The sequence below is a fragment of the Sulfuricurvum sp. genome (assembly GCF_023229695.1).
Lineage (GTDB): Bacteria > Campylobacterota > Campylobacteria > Campylobacterales > Sulfurimonadaceae > Sulfuricurvum.
This window is the reverse complement of the sequence record NZ_JALNYS010000007.1, coordinates 102,967-120,575: the sequence shown is the minus strand read 5'-3', so window position 1 is coordinate 120,575 and position 17,609 is coordinate 102,967. Positions and strand designations below refer to the sequence as shown.

Here is a 17,609-nt window from a genome sequence, read left to right as displayed (position 1 = left end):
TGCGACAAAACAATAAACACACGATCTCTCACCGCTTAATAAGCATTTTTCGGTCCATTTTTAGAATAAAGTGGGGACTTGTTCCTCGTTTTTTTTACTTTTTGCGGTTTGCGGTTTTGTTTCACCAAAAAAAGCCATCTCATTTTCACGCAAAATACGGATCACATTGGTAGTTCCCGGGGTCCCGATCGGATATCCCGCCGTAAAAATATAGGTTCGCTTCGGATCCATAATACGACGTCTGAGTCCACTGTGGATAATATCGCTCAACATCTCTTCAAGACGCCCTTTTTTAACGAGATAGGCCGGGACGACCCCCCATGACATGGTAAGAAGACGTGCGATCCGTTCTTCATGAGTAGCGGCATAAATCGTCATTCTGGGGCGGTAGCGTGAAAGCTTTTTCGCCGATGCTCCGGAGGTGGTCATGGCGATAATCCCCTCAGCCTGAAGCGAATCTCCCAACCGTACAGCCGATTCATTGACGACATCCATCGTATCGTCGTAGCCGAATTCGGTAAATTTACCGAAAGGATAAATCTCCTCAATCGCCTGAATCGTATTGACCATCGTCTCCACCACCAATACCGGGTTATGTCCGACGGCACTCTCTTCGGAAAGCATCACCGCGTCGGTGCCGTCCAATACGGCATTGGCCACATCGCTGATCTCCGCACGCGTCGCGTGCTCTTTTTCGGTCATTGACAATAGCATTTGCGTCGCTGTAATAACCGGTTTGGAGTGTTCATTCGCTTTTTGGATCAACATTTTTTGAATGGTAGGAACCCGGTAATAAGGAATTTCTATCCCCAAGTCCCCCCGTGCAACCATAATACCGTCCGAATTACGTAAAATTTCGTCAATATTCTCAACCGCATCAAATTTTTCAATTTTGGCATACAACTGAACCTCTCCGCCGTATGCACGGATAACCTCGCGAGCCTGAATCATATCGTTGCCGTTTTGGACAAAGGAGATGGCCATAAAATCAACTCCATGTGCAACTCCCCACGCCATATCTTCTTTATCTTTAGGGGTTAATACGTCAATTCCCAACCGGGTATTGGGGAAATTAACCCCTTTATTGGACGTCAATTTTCCATTATTTTCAATCACTGCCTGAACCGCCGTAGGATCGGATGCTACAATCCGAGCACAGATATTGCCGTCATGCAGATAAACCGCATCTCCGACGTTTAGAAGTTTTAATATCGTGCTTTGGTTAAGAGAGAGGCGATAATGTCCCTCCGCAATCTTTTCCCCCTCTATCGCGTCATAAACAAAATCAAGCCGATCGCCGGTCTCAAGATCAAAATCCTCTTTCAGTTTCCCGATACGAATTTTGGGACCGCAGATATCTTGTAATACTCCGACAAGCAATCCTGTTTTGCCCATTGCGGCGCGGATATTGGCAAGTACTTCTGCATGATACTCGTGTGTCCCATGGCTAAAATTGAGTCGAAACACGTTCACTCCGGCTTGGATCATCGACGATAATATTTCAATACTGTCGGATGCAGGCCCTACGGTAGCTAAAATTTTGGTCCGTTTTTGCATATTCTCATCCTCTATGCGTAGTATAGTGCACACTCATTATTTTCGGAAATACTAACACAGTTTCGTTCTGTTTTTAAACCGTTTACGTAAGATATTTTAATCACCTCAGTCTTTTCAGAGTTCATCTCGTATACAATATGGAACTATATTCTGCAAGGGAGTCCATTCACGTATGAATCAAGTCATCGAAACCGATATCGTATTAATCGATGTGATCGACTTTTCACGCCTTGCAATGGATGAACAACTTGAGATCATTACCTATCTCTCCGTTACCTATAAAAAAATGATCCATAAAATGCTTAAAACTTCAGGTATTCCGATGAATGAAATGCTGCGTGGAATCATCCCGACGGGAGACGGTTTTTATTGTATTTTACATCCGAATTTACGCGGTTTCGGTCCGATACTGGGGCTCTCTTTTATCCATTTTTCCGATTTAATCGCAAAAGAGTACCCTTATTTTCGGGGAATCCGTGTTGCGGTCCATACCGGAAGGGTACACCGCTTTGAAGATATTCTGGGAAATGAAAATTTTGTCGGAGACGGTCTCAATGAGTGTGCCCGCTACATTGAAATTAAAAATCTTATTATCAGCACGGTTATTATTTCCGACAAAGCATTCGAATCGCTCAACTCATTTTTACAGCTTTACCCCGATTTTGAAGAGTTGCTTCATAAATGTGAGCTTCGGCACAGTTCGCTGCACACCTTTCAAGACAAACACCATATCGAACGCCACGGTTATCTGATATGGATGCGCAAGGGGGGGATTATCCCCCCTCCGAAACCGGAACGAATGAACTTTCAGAGGAGAAAAATGGATGCGTTTTAGTATTGATGAATATGCAAAAACATTTAAAATGTCAAAAGAGATGATTCAGAATAAAATTCGGACCAAACGGCTCAATTATATTATAGAAGGGGGAGTCACCTATATTATCGTCCCCCGAAGCTCATTGGACGAAGAGAAACGCAAAGAGCTCGCCGATGAAGCCAAAAAAAATCTCACCCCGTCCGCTCCGGCAACTCAAAGCCCGAAATCGACGGTGGGGATGATCATCTCCCTCTATCAAAAAGAGAATCACCATCTCAAATTAAAAATTAAAGAGCTTGAAGCCAAAGTAGACTCCTTGGTCCACGATAAAGAGCAAATGCTGATTGCCGAACGTCAACGGGTTGAAGCGATTTATCTTGCCAAAGACGAACAGCTCAAAAATATCCTTGAAGTCATCAACACCAAACTCCTCCTCTCGAATGATCAGAAAATTCATGACGTTGACGTCACAACTACTGAAGCAAATCCGATAACCACCCTCGCCAGTGGAATCATTGAGCTTAAACGTTATCTCAAGTTTATCGGTATGGATTCTTACCAAAGAAAAGAGGTCAAACGCCGTTTTGAAGCTGCCTTCGGTGAGGATGTCCGCATCATCCAAAAAGAGGGAGAATTTTTTGTTGACCTCGCCAAATACGACTACACCGATCTTTTAGTATAACGCTTTGATGTTACACACTTTCCGGGCAAAGCCCGTAAAGTGGCGGGGACAATTTGTCCCCTGCACCCCCCTGAAGCTTCCCACATCTTTCGGATGCGTGAGAAATAACCGATTTAATGTTACACACTTTACGGGCAAAGCCCGTAAAGTGGCAGGGGACAATTTGTCCCCTGCACCCCCCTGAAGCTTCCCACCCCATTTTCCTATTCAACAACTATTTCAAAATAATATATACGGTATTCTGTATATTACATACATATTATTAGATATAAATACTGGTACAAATAATGCTTTATACATTTTTGTTTACAAACTATACATATTTGTTTATATTTTACTATTAATTACGTATATTTTATACACTTTAATGTTTATATCAAGAAATGAATATTACAATGGAGCAATGGAAATGAGTGATCTCTTTAATCTTCTGCACAATGCCGTTGAGGCACAAAATAACGGTAAGAAGATTTCCCAAAAAGAGCTCGCTCAAACATTAGGAATCTCCATGCGTACCTATCAGGATTGGAAGCTTGGAAATGCCAAACCTCAAGCGGCTAAAGCGGTCATTCAGATGCTTGGAATGCTTGAAGATGATGAAATCGTTAGAGTCGTTCGTAAAATAAATACCTTAGATGAGAGAAACCATGAGTAGTTTGACAGAGCAGGAACGTATCGGTCTTGAAGAAGCTTTTTTATCCATATCTCAATCCAGAAATATGTTTCGACGATTGGGCAGCTGCCATCGTTTTTTCTCATCATTCTTAATCAACGCCATTTTCGCAACCCCTTCAAAAACCCGTATAGAGGTGAATAGTGGCCTAAATAGTCCTAAAACGACTAAACAGTTCATTAAAACACAAAAAAGAAGAAAAAATTAAGCTAAGAGATATTAAAGTATTCTTGGCTGAACTTATACCCCTCTAAACTTATCGAGAACGAGAGGTTTGGGTGTACTTCGCATATAATCGTAAGGGAATTAAATGAATAAAGCACAATTCGTCGAATTGGTTCAAAAAAGTGGCAATTACAAAACAAAAGTGGAAGCTGAAGCGGCTATCAAAGCTTTCACCGATGCAGTAACAACGGCTCTTGTCGCTAAAGAAGAAGTTTCATTGGTAGGGTTTGGAAGTTTTGCGGCATCTCTTCAAAAAGGGAAAAGCGGTAAAGTTCCGGGAACCAGTAAAACATACAGTACTGAAGACAAAATGGTTCCTAAATTCAAGCCGGGCAAAAGTCTTAAAGACAGTATCGCTGCCGGTCACTAATCTTTCCCCTTGAAGTCCGAGGATTTCCTCGGCCTTTTTTCATTGATCTTTATCTCCCCTTCGCTATAATTAACGCAATAAACTATAATAGCGTCTAAAGGCTACATGGGTGTTGTCCTCTTTTTTTACTCGATTAACCTCTTCACAACCGCAACAACACCATCAGCCCGAAACGGCCGCCAATCTTGTGTTGGAAACATTTGTCCGTAATGAAGGGGGAGAAATCTATTCGGATTTTCACCTTTTTCATAACAACAATATCACCCCCATTCATCTGTTGATTTTTCTTCCGAATTTTGGTATTTTTTTAGGGGAAAGAATCTCCTGGCACCCTTCAGAATTAAAAAATGCGACCGTACAGCGTGCGTCACGACAAATCAAACGCCCCTCCGCGACCCGTTTTGAAGCCATCGAATCCCGGGTCCGACGCAAACTTGAAGATGTTCTCTCTTTTGACACAACCCCGATTTACCGTTTTATCTGGCTGCAGAACATCACTGAAAAAGAGTTTGATACTCTCGACCCCTCGTTTCATCAATTTTTACCCAAAAGCCATCTGCTCTTCAGCGATGAGACACCCGAATCCGTTCAGACAAAAGTGTATGCTATCGGCGACTATCAATCTGAGCCCTACTCCTTTCTGAAAATCATCGGCGCTTTAAATTCCCATACCCTCATCCTCCCCTCACCGCTTAATCCCTCCGGAGCGCTCCTTACCCCTCAGCAAAACCTCTTTCTTGCATCCCGGTTTCAAGGAGTTACAACCCTTTCCGGAGGTGAGGGAAGCGGGAAAAGTACCCTGTTGATTCGAAAAGCGCTCTCCCTTCTCCTTGCAAATCCGCAAGAGAGAATAATGATTATTACGCCGACTCGGTTGGGAGGAGAGCTCTTGCGAAATGAACTCATCTCCCTTCTTGAATACGGAGCGGTTCGTATCGATATCGGAGCCCTCTCTTTTTATACCCCTTATTGCAGCAATGCAGACAACAATAATCGGATCGAAGATCTAAAAGGTTTTCAGGATGCTTCCATTATTTTATGCGACGACAGCCATCTTCTTGAAGCACATCTACTTCAAAAACTTCAGCACCATCAGACAAAGCGGTGGCTATTGATGAGCACAATTCTGCCGGTTCTAAACGAAACGGCATTTACCCTTTCGGATCATTTTCGCCATTTAATTACCCCGAAGCTCATTTATTCCAAAGAGAGCCGTTTACTCCTCACCTTGCTCATACATGTGCGACGGCAACTGCTCTCTTCGATCCCCTCGGAACTCTTGATTATCGTTCCTTCACAGGAAGTATTAAACACCGTAAAAGAGGCGATTGATACCTATTTTCATCTTAACTGCCGTCCGATTACCCTTTCGTCCAGTTTGCAATACCAAGACCTCGATTCCATTATTATCGCGACTACGGACGCGATTGCCCCCCTTTGCAGAGAACATGTCCTCTTGCTTGGATGCGATCCGATGGATCCCAACTATTCTATCGCACTAAGCCGTGCATCAGAATCCCTTACTATAATCACCGATAAAAATTCAATCCGCAAGGATATATCCGATGAAAATTACGAAAACTGACCAAGAGTGGCAGGAGCTCCTTGCTCCCGACGCGTATCGGGTAACACGACAACACGGTACAGAGCCCCCCTTTAGCGGTCAATATGCCTCATTCAAAGAAGACGGTGTTTATCAATGCGTATGCTGCGGCACCCCGCTATTCGATTCTGCGACAAAGTTTGATTCCGAAACAGGATGGCCAAGTTTTTATTCTCCGGTATCGGTTTCAGCGCTTGAAGAGAAACGTGACGCTACACATGGTATGATTCGTGTCGAAGTGCTGTGTGCAGCCTGTGATGCCCATCTGGGACATCTCTTTACGGATGGTCCTCCTCCGACAGGGCTTCGCTATTGCATCAATTCCGTTTGTCTCATCTTTACACCACGAAATCAGGAGTCTTAATGCGTTACCTCATCACGTTGCTTTTAACATCCGTTCTTAGTTTTGCGGCTTCCCATCCGCGTGTCACCCTTCAAACAACGCAAGGGGATCTTACCCTTGAATTGTACGAAGATGTAGCCCCTTTAGCGGTAGAAAACTTTACTACCCATGTCAAAAACGGCTATTATGACGGACTGACCTTCCATCGTATTATCAAAAATTTCATGATTCAAGGGGGCGATCCGACCGGTACCGGTGCCGGCGGCGAATCCATCTGGAAAAAACCGTTTAAAGACGAATTCAAATCGGGAGTTGTTTTTGATCAGGAAGGGATTTTGGCCATGGCCAATGCAGGGCCTCGCACCAACGGAAGCCAATTTTTTATCACTACGGCCGCGACACCGTGGCTAAACGGATACCATACGATCTTTGGACGTGTCGTATCGGGAATGGGCGTATTGGCAAAACTGAATAAAGTTCCAACCAACGGTCAAAACGGCGGAGACCGCCCTCTTCAGACACAAAAAATCATTAAAGCAACACTTCTCCCCTAAATTTTGCCTCATTTGAGGCAAACCTAGAATCCAGACTCCCTCATTGCCCTTATCAAAACCTCAGCCTATCTTGAAAACTGATCTTACGCGTCTTGCCTTAACGGGTACTTCAAGGGGAGTCAATCTCCCGTATCCGAAAGATACGGGTAGCGTTTCAGGAAACATCCCTTCGGGAGCGCTTCGCTTGTTTTGGGGGTTAAACTATCCCCTGCCACTTTCTGGGCTTCGCCCAGAAAGTGCGTAACATCAGTTACAAACTGACCTTACGCGTCTTGCCTTAACGGGTACTTCAAGGGGAGTCAATCTCCCGTATCCGAAAGATACGGGTAGCTTTAGGGGGTTGTAGGGACATCTGTCCCTGCCACTTTATGGGCTTTGCCCAGAAAGTGCGTAACATCAGTTAAAAAAATCATTTTGTCATTTTAGAGAGGGCATCCAGAATGTTTTGCTGCTTTTTCGTATCCAGCGGCTTATCGTTTGAAACAAACATGTAAAACTCTACGCGCCGATTTTTTTCACGATTGGATTCATTCGTATTCGATACAATCGGCTTGGATGAACCGAATCCGGCAGAAGACAACCGTTCAGGAGAAACACCGTTTTTGATCAATTCTCGAACAACCGTCGCGGCACGGGCACTTGAGAGTTCCATATTATCCCGGTACGGAGCGCTTCGGGTCGGAAGATCGTCGGTGTATCCGCGCACCGAAATATCGACGCTCGGAGGAAGGGTATTGATGATATCCGCTATCCGCTTAATAAACAGATGCATATTTTCATCATCAATCGTCGTATTGGCACCTCGAAACTGAATCGTTGCCGGAAGTTTTAACAATACCCCTTCCAGGCTCTGATCCAAAGGTCCCTCACCCATCGAGGCATCTTGCATATCCTGCTGTATTTTAGTGATGGCACCGGCGGGGGCGCTCGGAGTAGGAGGTGCCCCTACCAAAAGTGCCCCCCCATCCGCAACCGGAGCTTGTCCGCTCGGGGCCCCGGTCGCTTCCGGTGTCGGTTTGGATTCACTCTCCATCTTCACGACCGGAGAAATAGTCTCCGGAGCCGGGGCGTAATCGTAAATTTTAACAAATTCCTCTTTGACCGACTGCAACTTCTCTTTATTGACTGAAGCAAGTGCATACAGGGCAATAAACAAGGCCAGAAGCAAACTGAAAAAGTCAGCGGTAGGGACTGCCCATTTTTCCCCTGCCGGGCACTCTGGACATTTTTTGCATTTTTTCTTGCCCATTCAACCGACCATTATGTAAATTGGCTATGTTTTTCTTCCGCAGGCGAAAGAAAATTAAGGAGTTTAGCCTCAAGGGTACGGGGATTATCCCCATGAACAATTCCGATAATCCCCTCTAGCATCAACTTTTGTTCTTTGACAATGTGATGCGATTTCGCCTTCATTTTATTTCCCATCGGCCCGATAAGAACGTATGCACCGAAAATCCCCGTTACGGTTGCGGTAAACGCACCGGCGATACCCTGTGCCATTTCAGCAGGGTTGTCCAACTTTTGAAGGGCTAAAATAAGCCCCAAAACGGCCCCGACAAGCCCCATAACGGGGGAAGTCTCCCCAGCGAGTATCCAATAATGGGCGCAACCGTGCCAATACTCTTCCGTCTCTTCGATAACGGCCTCAAGGGTTGCTTCGATCGTTTCGATCTCGTTTCCGTCTACCGCCATGCTAAGTCCCTGCTTTAGAAAGGCATTGTCGAGTTCGGCCACTTTTTTCTCCAAAGAGAGCAATCCGTCCCGCCGTGCCATCAAAGCAAGCTCAACGATCTCTTTGATACGTTCATGCAGATTAACCGGAGATTTTTTAAAATTCATCCCCACGTTTTTCCATGCCCCTTTGATGTATTCGGGATCGGTACTGACCATCGACGCCAACAGCGTGGTAGGAATAATGATGATCAGTGATGTAATATGGACAACGTGAACGGGGTTCCCCCCCTCCATCAAGTCACCGATGGAGATAGAGGCGATTGCTCCCAAAATCCCTAATATCGTTGTTAAATCCACACGTCCCCCTTTCATCCCCGAAACAGTTAGTTCACCCTCCCAAAGAGGGCAATATTGTATTTTCTAAATGAGAGTCGATTGTACCTTGTTTTCACTAAAAATTATTAACGGCACTCTACTTTTGCCCTTTATTCGGATAAAAAACGGTATAAAGAATTTTGATCGCAATCATTAAAAAAATTCCGCTCCCCATACTGGCGACAATAAAGGAGTAATACTCATTATGGGTAATAGCCCCCGCTTCGTACCCTAAAGTCGCAATGGCTACGGTAAATGTCAACGGCATCGAATCGCTTAAAGAAAACAATATTGTATTTTTAAGTCCCAAATATCCGCCGTACGCCACCAATGAGCTTATGAGGCGAATCCCGATAATCGCACCCGCAATAAACAATGCCAATCCGAGTGTTTGCGGATCGGTAAATGCATCCAACGCAAGAGTTGAACCGACATGGATAAAAAAAATCGGGACTAAAAATCCGAAACCGAAAGAGGAGAGCTTTTCGGGCAACTCAGTTTTATGTTTGAAATAAGCAGCGACAAACGTCCCCGCTAAAAATGCCCCCAAAACGACATCTATCTTAAGATAGAGCATCACAGCGACCATAATAAACATCAATGCCATCGAAAAACGGACATCCTGATCTTTACCGTCATCATGCGGCATAATCAGTGTTTTAAGTCCGGGGTACCACCAAAATAAGATTCTTATCCCCCGAAAGAAAAGGACAAATCCAATTAAAAAAGCAAACAGTCCGCCAAGTTTAAACGCAAATTCGCGCGTATACCCATATTCCAATCCCCCGCTGAGAATGGTTAGGGCCATAATACTGACCAATTCACCGATGATTCCGATGTTCAATGCCAGTGCTAGCCACGGCTGGTTTTTACCGTATTCTTTAACCAATGCCATCAGCATCCCCAACGAAAAGATCGGAAAAGCGACTAAATAAACGGAACTCAGATTAAAATACAAAAAGAGGGCCAACGAACATCCGTACAGCATTGCAAAATAGATGATTGTGCGACGCAATAACGACGATTTGGCGAATCCGAACTCTTTTAGATTCACCTCCATCCCCGCGAGAAACATCAGGTACAAAAACCCGACTTTGGCGATAATTTTAAAGAGCTCATTTTCGACCAATAGACCAAAGTACCCTGCGAGACACCCCAATAAAATTTCTACAACAACAACCGGAATTCGGACAATACGCGATAAAAACGGCGATAACAAAACCAATAACGACAGGGTAATTATAACAACGGTATTGCTCAACGGCTATCCTTTTAACGCTTGCCAGAGCTTAAGGGCCTGCACATGCTCTTTCACATCATGAACCCGTACTACGGAGGCCCCCTCCTGAACCGCTTTGAGATGGATCGCCAAGGTTCCGGGGAGCCGTTGCGCACCGGAGCTTTTCGAAACGGCATCTATCAGCGATTTTCGGCTTGCCCCGACAAGCAGCGGCTTGCCCAGTGCCAAAAAATGGCTTTGATGGGTGATGAGGGCTAAATTATCTTCAAGACGTTTGCCAAATCCGATCCCCGTGTCGAGTATCACATCCTTGACCCCGAACGATTCCGCTTTCGCAAGGCGGTCGCGGAAAAAAAGTTCCACTTCATGAAGAACCGAATGATACGAGGGGTCCCGCTGCATCGTCTGAGGGTTCCCCTGCATGTGCATAATCACTCCGCGCGCACCGTACGCGGCGCACAGTTTGATCACGTCATCGTTGGAAAATCCCGTTATATCGTTGATGATGGAGAAACCCCTCTCCAGAGCATACGCGATAACGACGGGTTCAAAACTGTCCAGACTAAACCGTACTTTTTCATACAAACGTTCGGCATAAAGGGCATCGATAATCGGACGAAGCCTGTTCAGCTCTTCGGATGCATCCACCCCCACGCTTCCCGGACGGCTCGATACCCCCCCGATATCGATAATGTCGGCACCCTCTTCTATCATCTCCTCAATTTTGCGGACGGCATCACCCCCCTGAAAACGGCTCGATTGATAAAAACTGTCCTCATTGGCATTAATAATCCCCATCACCTCAACTTTTTTGGGAAACGGCATGCGGCAATACCCCTCCAGCGACTCGGCAAGAAGTTTAAGGCCAAAAGGCTGTGCACGCTCTTTTTTTGCCAACTCCTGCAGCTGCCGCTGCTTCGCGATTAACAGCGCGTTAACCCGACTTTGCGATGCGATTACCGTCCCTTTGGGGACGGCAAGATCGGCACCGATGCTCAGGGCATCTTGCTTGAGGATATTGGCGGCACCGACATGCAGATCGCTAATATACAGCAGATGAAGCGTCCCCTTATCCCGCAATATCGATACCCCTCCGCCGTCAACGCCCAATTGTTTAAGAAAATGGGGCAGATCGATGGAGTTACCGAGTTTTTCAACGTGCACGTTTGACCTCTTTCAAAAAATTCATCAAAAGCATGACTAAAATACTTTGAAACCGCCCGTTTAGCTCTACCAGACGTAACGCTTTATCAAACCCTTCAAGCTGCGGTGCCCTCAAAGCGATCCCCTCATAATGGAGAGCGTGATGGAAAAGCTGCGTGACCAAAGCTTTTGCTTCATGTTTTTTGAGCTTTTCGTGCTCTTTGACAAAAGCAAACAATGCCGCAAGGTCCAAGGATACCAAAGAAAGGGGTAAGGGTTCAAACACCCTCTCTTCCAACTCCTGAGTCAGGGTCAGACGGGAACGTACGGTAGGGAGAAATGTGCTTTTATTCGGAGCGAGTAAAATAAACCGGATGTTTCGCGGAGGCTCTTCAAGAATTTTCAGCAGGGCATTTTGGGCGGGTATTGTAAAAGTTTTTGCCCCGAGGATCAGCGTCTTGGTCTTCTCTTCGCTTTTATACGCTTCGGCGATAACCTCTTTGGCATCTTCGATTTTAAAGTCGTCGCGTATAAATAAGACGGAACGCAAAGGGTGAATCGACTCCTCCAGCGCTTTGGCACGCTCTTCGATATCCCGGGTAATGAGGATCCCTCCCCGTTCACTCGCGAACATTGATCTCTCCGAAAAGGACCGAACTGAGAGTTTTATCAAAAAGGCGGTACATCTGTAGCAGCTTAATATCGATCAAGGGGTCATACGAACGGAGAATCAAAGCGTTTTGAAAATTTTCATCCATGATCCACAGCAAACTGTTACTCTTGCGCTTGGCAATTTCCGCTCTGCGTTCATCCCCTCTGCCGATATACCAGAAGAAATACTCTGCGTGAAACGTCAGCTCCAGCATATCGGTCAGCATATCGATCGATTCATCACTGCTTAAATAGTCGTAATGGGGGTACAAGGCATCCATAGAAACAATAGGGATCATCGGACGGTCTTGATTTTTTTTATTCAAGGAGGCAATAATATAATGGGAAAACCAATCCCGATCGTGATCCGTAATGAGGACGATACTTTTGCCCCCCATCACCTGCTCAAGGGCATTGGCAACCGAAGGGGTCCATTCAAAGCGGCGCTCTTCGAACCAGCTCATGGCGGTCCCCTCAGAGCGTATCGTTTTTAATGTCCACTCTTCAAAATGGCGCACTATTGATCCAAGGCATACGCACTGTGAAGAGATCGTACCGCAAGTTCCGCATATTTTTCATCGATCACCATCGACACTTTGATCTCGGAGGTCGAAATCATCATAATATTGATATTTTCGTGTGCCATGGTCTGAAACGCTTTTGCCGCAACACCCGTATGCGATTTCATCCCGACACCGACGATAGAGACTTTGCAGATACACTCATCGTAACTCGCTTCCTTGATTTCCCCTTTAGCGATAAACGTTTCCACGACATTTTTCGCATCGATCAATTCCGTTTTGGGGACGGTAAAATCCAGACTTGTCTTCCCATCATACCCCAGCGTTTGGATAATCATGTCAATATTAACGCTGTTGTCCGCCAAACCGGTAAAAATGTCCGAAGCGATCCCCGGACGGTCAATAACCCCTGAAAGGGAAACACGTGCCTGGTTTTTATCAAGCGCAATACCGCTGACAAGTGGTTTTTCCATAATATTCTCTTCCTTTGTAATAAGTGTCCCTTCCGCATTGGTAAAACTGGAGCGGGTGACCAGATTGACATTCAGTTTTTTAGCCAGTTCAACGGAACGGTTTTGAAGCACCTTTGCCCCCAAAGAGGCAAGTTCCAGCATCTCGTCGTAACTGATTTTGTCCATTTTACGTGCTTTGGGCTCGATACGCGGATCGGTCGTATAGATCCCGTCGACATCGGTATAGATTTCGCACAAATCGGCTTCGAGGGCTCCGGCGATCGCTACGGCGGAGAGATCCGATCCTCCGCGCCCCAGCGTCGTAACGTTGCCCTCTTCGCTCATCCCCTGGAATCCGGCGACTACGACCACTTTCCCTCTAGCAAGCTCGGTATGCATCGAAGAGGGATCGATCATTTCGATACGCGCTTTCGTATGGACGTTATCCGTCACGATCCCCGCACGGCGTCCGCTCATCGATACCGCTTTATGCCCCATCGCATTGAGGGCGATAGAGAGGAGTGCCGCCGTGACCCGTTCACCGGAGCTGAGAAGCATATCGACTTCGCGGCGTTCCGGAGAGTCGGTATAGTGTTCGGCATACGCGATCAGCTTGTTGGTCTCACCGCTCATTGCCGAAACGACGACAACGACCTGATGCCCTTCTTGAAGTGTTTGAGAAACACGTGCGGCGACGTTTTGGATCCGATCCAGATCACCGACGCTTGTCCCGCCGAATTTTTGTACAATAAGCATTACAGATATCCCTTGGCTCTAAAATGTGAAATAACTTGATCATAGACCGGTTTTTTAAAATGGGCGGTATGCCCCAGCAATTCATCGATCCCGACAAAGCGGTACCGTTTGAACTCCGGATGTTTTGTCTCCAGATTGATTACCGCACCTTCTTTTAACCGAACAAGATAGTAGCGCTGTTTCTGCCCTGAAAACGGAGCCATTTTCTGGGCAATATGGGAGGGGAAATCGTACGCGATCCATTCCGGATATTCCGCGATAATCTCCACTTTTTTGGTTCCGATCTCCTCTTTGAGTTCTCGGAAAAGTGCCTCTTCGCTCGATTCTCCCTCATCAATCCCCCCTTGCGGGAATTGCCAAACGCCGGCCAAGTCACTCCGTTCGGCGATAAATACCTTTTTGACCGAAGGGTAATCGCTCGAAACAATTACCGCAGCAACATTGGGACGATAAAATTTCGTTTGGTTCATAGCTAACAATCTTTTCATTGATTTGGAGTCGTATTGTAAAGTATTCACGATTAAAAAAGTATAATTCGATATGCTTTTATACATTCATATCCCTTTTTGTGACAGTAAGTGTTCCTATTGTGCCTTTAATTCCTACGTCGATAAATTTGCCCGGAGGGAACACTACATGCGTTCCCTCACCCGGCAGCTCCGTTATGAACTTGAACGGTTCGAGGTCAGCGTCGCCAACCCTATCGAAACCGTTTTTATCGGCGGGGGGACCCCCTCTACCGTCGATCCATCCCTTTATAGGGAAATTTTTGATATGTTTCGCCCTTTTCTCATCAACGATGCCGAAATCACTTCGGAGGCCAACCCCAACAGCGCGACGAAAGAGTGGCTGGAGGGGATGCACGCGCTGGGAGTCAATCGGATCAGCTTCGGAGTACAAAGCTTTGATGATCAAAAACTAAAAACGCTCGGGCGCGCCCACAACACCGCTCACGCGCTAAATGCGATTCGAAACGGCCACGAAATCGGGTTCGACCGCCTCTCGGTCGATCTGATTTACGGAGTACGGGGAGATACCAAAGAACTGCTGGCAAACGATCTGGCACAAGCGTTTGCCCTGCCGATCGATCATATCAGCCTCTACTCCCTGACGATCGAAGAGGAGACCGCCTTTGAAAAAACACCCCAGCTCGCCCACGAAGAGCTCGAATTAACCCAATGGCTTTTCGATGAAATTACCAAACAAGGGTTTGAGCACTATGAAATTTCCAATTTCGGCCTCACCCGTTCACGCCACAACCTGGGGTATTGGGAATCGAAAAACTATATCGGTTTAGGAAGCGGAGCGGTCGGTTTTTTAAACGATAGACGTTTTTACCCCTCACGTGACGTCGACCGCTACATCTCCCATCCGCTTGAAATTTACGAAGAGCATTTGGATGAGAGTGCCCGTCTGGGGGAAAAACTTTTTTTGGGGTTTCGAAGCTGTATCGGAGTAGACGAATCAATTTTGTCCCCTAAGCAAAAAGCACAGGCGGATCTTCTGAAAAGGGAGGGGATGCTGGAGTACCGGGAGGGGCGCTATTTTAACCCGGATTTTCTTTTGGCCGATGAAATTGCCCTCCGGGTTGAGGGATATTAAAACTTTATTTTGATAAAATCGCCGCTATTCGTTTAAAATGCCGATGGAGCAGAGCTCTCGTTCGGCTACGCTAGCCGCTGAGGCACTAAAGCTTGCCCCTACGAGGCAGAATGTAAAAAACTTTATGCAGGATTATGACTATGTTTGGAATGGGATTAGGTGAAATTTTCCTCATCGCGATTATCGCGGTACTGTTTTTAGGTCCGGACAAGCTCCCCTCGACGATGGTGGAGATCGCCAAATTTTTCCGAAGTGTCAAAAATACCGTCTCCTCCGCACGTACTACCCTCGAAGAGGAGATGAAGTTTTCCGAGATGAAGCAAGATGCCCTTAACTATAAAAAAGAGCTCACCGACGCGAGTGCCGAACTCGAACGGATGGCAAGCGTCACCGAAATCGGGAGCGAACTCAATGTCCTTAAAAATGATTTGGATCTCAACGCCCCTGCACCGGCTCCGGCAGCACCGAAGGAGGCGGAAGTGATCACTTTCACCCCTAAAGCCAAATCCGTTCAAGAAGAGAATGTCTAATGTTTGAAGATTTAAAACCCCATTTAGCCGAACTGCGCAAACGACTCGGTATCAGCGTAGCCGCCGTCATCATCATGTTTTTTGTCATGTTTAATTTTCACGAAGCGCTTTTGGGATGGATAACGGCACCCCTTGCTGATGCCATTGCTTCCGTTGCCAAAGTCTCTCATAAAGCAGCTGAGGGGATGATCACCACCACTCAACTGGGGGGAACGTTTTTCGTCGCCATGAAAGTCTCCTTCTTCTCGGGGCTGCTTGCCGCACTCCCCGTCATACTGACCCAAATATGGCTTTTTGTGGCACCGGGGCTTTATGCGAATGAGAAAAAAATGCTCATACCGTTTGTTGTCGGCGGAACGGTCATGTTTGTGATGGGGGCTGCTTTTGCCTATTACGTCGTCACGCCGTTTGGATTTAGCTATCTGATCGCCTTCGGCAGCGCCTCCTTCGTCCCGATGATCAACATCGAAGACTATGTCGAATTTTTCACCAAAATCATGTTCGGATTCGGCCTCTCTTTTGAACTTCCTGTTATCTGTTATTTCCTCGCCCTTTTGGGATTGATTGATGATAAAATGATGACCGGATTCTTTCGCTACGCCATCGTTTTAATCTTTATCATCGCCGCCATTCTCACCCCTCCGGACGTTATTACCCAAATTTTGATGGCGATGCCGCTTATCCTCCTCTACGGTGTTTCGATTCTGATCGTCCGTGCCGTCAATCCGGCCCCTAAAGAGGAACCGTATATTGCTGAAGATGAAGAAGAGACCATTGATTAAAGAGGTTGCTTCAAAGGAGGGGCATTCCCGTCCCACCGACCCCCTGCTGAGCGAAAGCTATACATACCATCTTCCCGATGAGCTCATAGCGACCCATCCGATCCACCCCAGAGACCATGCCCGTCTCCTCGTCTATAACCGATCCGATAAAACGATTATTCATGCCCGCTTTGATGCATTGGAATCATTTTTGCCGCAACAGTGCGGGATTATTTTTAACGACACCAAAGTTATCAAAGCTAGACTTTACGGGAAAAAAGAGAGCGGCGGAGCGATAGAACTCCTTATCAACCGCCCCCTTGATGCGTATGCAATAAATGTTTACATCAAAGGACGAGTGAAAATTAGTACCCGCCTCCTTTTTGATGCCGACCTCACTGCCCGCGTAACAACCTTGAATGAAGACGGTTCGAGGGAAGTCAATTTTTATCTTCGAAATAGTCGGATTCGATTTGAAGAGCTTCTCCCCATCTTGGAAAAAATAGGGCATATCCCCCTCCCCCCCTATCTGGGACGTGAAGACGATACCGAAGATGAACGGGAATATCAAAGCGTCTTTGCGCACAACGAAGGGGCCGTCGCCGCTCCGACCGCATCGCTCCATTTTACCGATGCATTGTTTGAATCCGTATGCGCATCCCATCCGCACGCCTTTGTTACGCTGCATGTCGGCTCGGGCACTTTTAAACCGGTCGAAGCCGCCCTCATTACCGATCATCCGATGCATTCGGAGTATTTTAAAATCGGCACATCGGCAAAAACGATCATCGAAAGTTCTGCCCCGTTACTGTGTGTCGGAACCACCTCCACCCGTACGGTCGAATATCATGTCCGAACCGATGAATGCAGCGGAGAGGCCAACCTCTTCTTGCACCCGCTCAATCCCCCCTTGCGGGTCAACCATCTGCTGACCAATTTTCATCTCCCAAAATCGACGCTCCTGATGCTCGTCGCCTCGTTTGTAGGGCTGAAAGAGACCCACCGCATCTATCAAGAGGCGATTGATCAAAAATACCGCTTTTTCTCCTACGGCGATGCGATGCTTATACTCTAAATTCA

Annotated in this window: 21 protein-coding genes; 12 read left to right on the top strand and 9 right to left on the bottom strand. The window is 46.5% G+C overall.

Annotation, left to right across the window (positions count from 1 at the left end; translation table 11 throughout):
• Positions 1-60 precede the first annotated feature (60 nt).
• Complete coding sequence (gene pyk / locus M0P91_RS06610; protein ID WP_295065887.1) at positions 61-1,557, bottom strand: pyruvate kinase; 1,497 nt, start codon at positions 1,555-1,557, stop codon at positions 61-63.
• A 172-nt stretch (positions 1,558-1,729) separates the two neighbouring features.
• On the opposite strand from pyk, the gene M0P91_RS06605 reads away from it, so the two are divergent.
• From M0P91_RS06605 to M0P91_RS06570, 8 genes are all read left to right on the top strand, one after another.
• Positions 1,730-2,392, top strand: coding sequence for a hypothetical protein (locus tag M0P91_RS06605; RefSeq protein WP_295065884.1), 663 nt, complete (start codon positions 1,730-1,732; stop codon positions 2,390-2,392).
• Positions 2,382-3,056, top strand: coding sequence for a hypothetical protein (locus tag M0P91_RS06600; protein ID WP_295065882.1), 675 nt, complete (start codon positions 2,382-2,384; stop codon positions 3,054-3,056). Before M0P91_RS06605 ends, M0P91_RS06600 begins: the two co-directional genes overlap by 11 nt.
• Positions 3,057-3,459: 403 nt before the next feature.
• The gene (locus M0P91_RS06595) at positions 3,460-3,711 is read left to right on the top strand and encodes a helix-turn-helix transcriptional regulator (RefSeq protein ID WP_295065880.1); all 252 of its coding nucleotides are present in this window, start codon (positions 3,460-3,462) and stop codon (positions 3,709-3,711) included.
• Positions 3,692-3,937, top strand: coding sequence for a hypothetical protein (locus M0P91_RS06590; RefSeq protein WP_295065878.1), 246 nt, complete (start codon positions 3,692-3,694; stop codon positions 3,935-3,937). The genes M0P91_RS06595 and M0P91_RS06590 overlap by 20 nt, the downstream gene beginning before the upstream one ends.
• A gap of 102 nt (positions 3,938-4,039) precedes the next feature.
• Complete coding sequence (locus M0P91_RS06585) at positions 4,040-4,324, top strand: HU family DNA-binding protein (protein ID WP_295065876.1); 285 nt, start codon at positions 4,040-4,042, stop codon at positions 4,322-4,324.
• Positions 4,325-4,433: 109 nt separating this feature from the next.
• Positions 4,434-5,909, top strand: a complete 1,476-nt coding sequence (locus M0P91_RS06580; RefSeq protein WP_295065874.1) for a hypothetical protein — start codon at positions 4,434-4,436, stop codon at positions 5,907-5,909.
• Positions 5,890-6,291 (top strand): peptide-methionine (R)-S-oxide reductase MsrB, encoded by a 402-nt coding sequence (gene msrB / locus M0P91_RS06575; protein WP_295065872.1) that lies wholly within the window; start codon positions 5,890-5,892, stop codon positions 6,289-6,291. The genes M0P91_RS06580 and msrB overlap by 20 nt, the downstream gene beginning before the upstream one ends.
• A complete protein-coding gene (locus tag M0P91_RS06570; protein ID WP_295065870.1) occupies positions 6,291-6,824 on the top strand; it encodes a peptidylprolyl isomerase in 534 nt (177 codons plus the stop codon). The genes msrB and M0P91_RS06570 overlap by 1 nt, the downstream gene beginning before the upstream one ends.
• Positions 6,825-7,233: 409 nt before the next feature.
• Here the strand turns inward: M0P91_RS06570 and motB are convergent, their stop codons facing one another.
• The 8 genes from motB to M0P91_RS06530 all read right to left on the bottom strand — a co-directional run bounded on the left by motB (position 7,234) and on the right by M0P91_RS06530 (position 14,106).
• Positions 7,234-8,073 carry a flagellar motor protein MotB gene (gene motB, locus M0P91_RS06565; protein WP_295065868.1) on the bottom strand — a complete coding sequence of 280 codons (840 nt, stop codon included), beginning with the start codon at positions 8,071-8,073 and terminating at the stop codon, positions 7,234-7,236.
• Positions 8,074-8,084: 11 nt separating this feature from the next.
• Positions 8,085-8,855 (bottom strand): flagellar motor stator protein MotA, encoded by a 771-nt coding sequence (motA, locus tag M0P91_RS06560; protein ID WP_295065865.1) that lies wholly within the window; start codon positions 8,853-8,855, stop codon positions 8,085-8,087.
• 115 nt (positions 8,856-8,970) lie between these two features.
• Positions 8,971-10,134, bottom strand: coding sequence for a cation:proton antiporter (locus M0P91_RS06555; protein WP_295065863.1), 1,164 nt, complete (start codon positions 10,132-10,134; stop codon positions 8,971-8,973).
• A 3-nt stretch (positions 10,135-10,137) separates the two neighbouring features.
• Entirely contained in the window at positions 10,138-11,277 is a 1,140-nt protein-coding gene (gene folP / locus M0P91_RS06550) for a dihydropteroate synthase (RefSeq protein WP_295065861.1), read from the bottom strand.
• The gene (locus M0P91_RS06545; RefSeq protein ID WP_295065859.1) at positions 11,267-11,890 is read right to left on the bottom strand and encodes a DNA polymerase III subunit delta'; all 624 of its coding nucleotides are present in this window, start codon (positions 11,888-11,890) and stop codon (positions 11,267-11,269) included. The genes folP and M0P91_RS06545 overlap by 11 nt, the downstream gene beginning before the upstream one ends.
• Positions 11,877-12,425, bottom strand: a complete 549-nt coding sequence (locus tag M0P91_RS06540) for a HobA family DNA replication regulator (RefSeq protein WP_295065857.1) — start codon at positions 12,423-12,425, stop codon at positions 11,877-11,879. The genes M0P91_RS06545 and M0P91_RS06540 overlap by 14 nt, the downstream gene beginning before the upstream one ends.
• Entirely contained in the window at positions 12,425-13,636 is a 1,212-nt protein-coding gene (locus tag M0P91_RS06535; RefSeq protein WP_295065855.1) for an aspartate kinase, read from the bottom strand. The genes M0P91_RS06540 and M0P91_RS06535 overlap by 1 nt, the downstream gene beginning before the upstream one ends.
• Positions 13,636-14,106 carry an RNA pyrophosphohydrolase gene (locus M0P91_RS06530; RefSeq protein ID WP_295065853.1) on the bottom strand — a complete coding sequence of 157 codons (471 nt, stop codon included), beginning with the start codon at positions 14,104-14,106 and terminating at the stop codon, positions 13,636-13,638. The genes M0P91_RS06535 and M0P91_RS06530 overlap by 1 nt, the downstream gene beginning before the upstream one ends.
• 70 nt (positions 14,107-14,176) lie before the next feature.
• Between M0P91_RS06530 and hemW the strand changes: the two genes are divergently transcribed.
• The 4 genes from hemW to queA all read left to right on the top strand — a co-directional run bounded on the left by hemW (position 14,177) and on the right by queA (position 17,604).
• Positions 14,177-15,238 (top strand): radical SAM family heme chaperone HemW, encoded by a 1,062-nt coding sequence (gene hemW / locus M0P91_RS06525; protein WP_295065851.1) that lies wholly within the window; start codon positions 14,177-14,179, stop codon positions 15,236-15,238.
• A gap of 134 nt (positions 15,239-15,372) precedes the next feature.
• On the top strand, positions 15,373-15,768 hold the full coding sequence (gene tatB, locus M0P91_RS06520; protein ID WP_295065849.1) for a Sec-independent protein translocase protein TatB: 396 nt from the start codon (positions 15,373-15,375) through the stop codon (positions 15,766-15,768).
• A complete protein-coding gene (gene tatC, locus M0P91_RS06515; protein WP_295065847.1) occupies positions 15,768-16,550 on the top strand; it encodes a twin-arginine translocase subunit TatC in 783 nt (260 codons plus the stop codon). The genes tatB and tatC overlap by 1 nt, the downstream gene beginning before the upstream one ends.
• The gene (queA, locus tag M0P91_RS06510; protein ID WP_295065845.1) at positions 16,528-17,604 is read left to right on the top strand and encodes a tRNA preQ1(34) S-adenosylmethionine ribosyltransferase-isomerase QueA; all 1,077 of its coding nucleotides are present in this window, start codon (positions 16,528-16,530) and stop codon (positions 17,602-17,604) included. The genes tatC and queA overlap by 23 nt, the downstream gene beginning before the upstream one ends.
• Positions 17,605-17,609 lie beyond the last annotated feature (5 nt).

Bases quoted from the DNA above. Each gene is read 5' to 3' on its own strand.
- pyk (WP_295065887.1), bottom strand. From the start codon at position 1,557: ATGCAAAAACGGACCAAAATTTTAGCTACCGTAGGGCCTGCATCCGAC.
- M0P91_RS06605 (WP_295065884.1), top strand. From the start codon at position 1,730: ATGAATCAAGTCATCGAAACCGATATCGTATTAATCGATGTGATCGAC.
- M0P91_RS06600 (WP_295065882.1), top strand. From the start codon at position 2,382: ATGCGTTTTAGTATTGATGAATATGCAAAAACATTTAAAATGTCAAAA.
- M0P91_RS06595 (WP_295065880.1), top strand. From the start codon at position 3,460: ATGGAAATGAGTGATCTCTTTAATCTTCTGCACAATGCCGTTGAGGCA.
- M0P91_RS06590 (WP_295065878.1), top strand. From the start codon at position 3,692: ATGAGAGAAACCATGAGTAGTTTGACAGAGCAGGAACGTATCGGTCTT.
- M0P91_RS06585 (WP_295065876.1), top strand. From the start codon at position 4,040: ATGAATAAAGCACAATTCGTCGAATTGGTTCAAAAAAGTGGCAATTAC.
- msrB (WP_295065872.1), top strand. From the start codon at position 5,890: ATGAAAATTACGAAAACTGACCAAGAGTGGCAGGAGCTCCTTGCTCCC.
- M0P91_RS06570 (WP_295065870.1), top strand. From the start codon at position 6,291: ATGCGTTACCTCATCACGTTGCTTTTAACATCCGTTCTTAGTTTTGCG.
- motB (WP_295065868.1), bottom strand. From the start codon at position 8,073: ATGGGCAAGAAAAAATGCAAAAAATGTCCAGAGTGCCCGGCAGGGGAA.
- M0P91_RS06545 (WP_295065859.1), bottom strand. From the start codon at position 11,890: ATGTTCGCGAGTGAACGGGGAGGGATCCTCATTACCCGGGATATCGAA.
- M0P91_RS06535 (WP_295065855.1), bottom strand. From the start codon at position 13,636: ATGCTTATTGTACAAAAATTCGGCGGGACAAGCGTCGGTGATCTGGAT.
- M0P91_RS06530 (WP_295065853.1), bottom strand. From the start codon at position 14,106: ATGAACCAAACGAAATTTTATCGTCCCAATGTTGCTGCGGTAATTGTT.
- hemW (WP_295065851.1), top strand. From the start codon at position 14,177: ATGCTTTTATACATTCATATCCCTTTTTGTGACAGTAAGTGTTCCTAT.
- tatB (WP_295065849.1), top strand. From the start codon at position 15,373: ATGACTATGTTTGGAATGGGATTAGGTGAAATTTTCCTCATCGCGATT.
- tatC (WP_295065847.1), top strand. From the start codon at position 15,768: ATGTTTGAAGATTTAAAACCCCATTTAGCCGAACTGCGCAAACGACTC.
- queA (WP_295065845.1), top strand. From the start codon at position 16,528: ATGAAGAAGAGACCATTGATTAAAGAGGTTGCTTCAAAGGAGGGGCAT.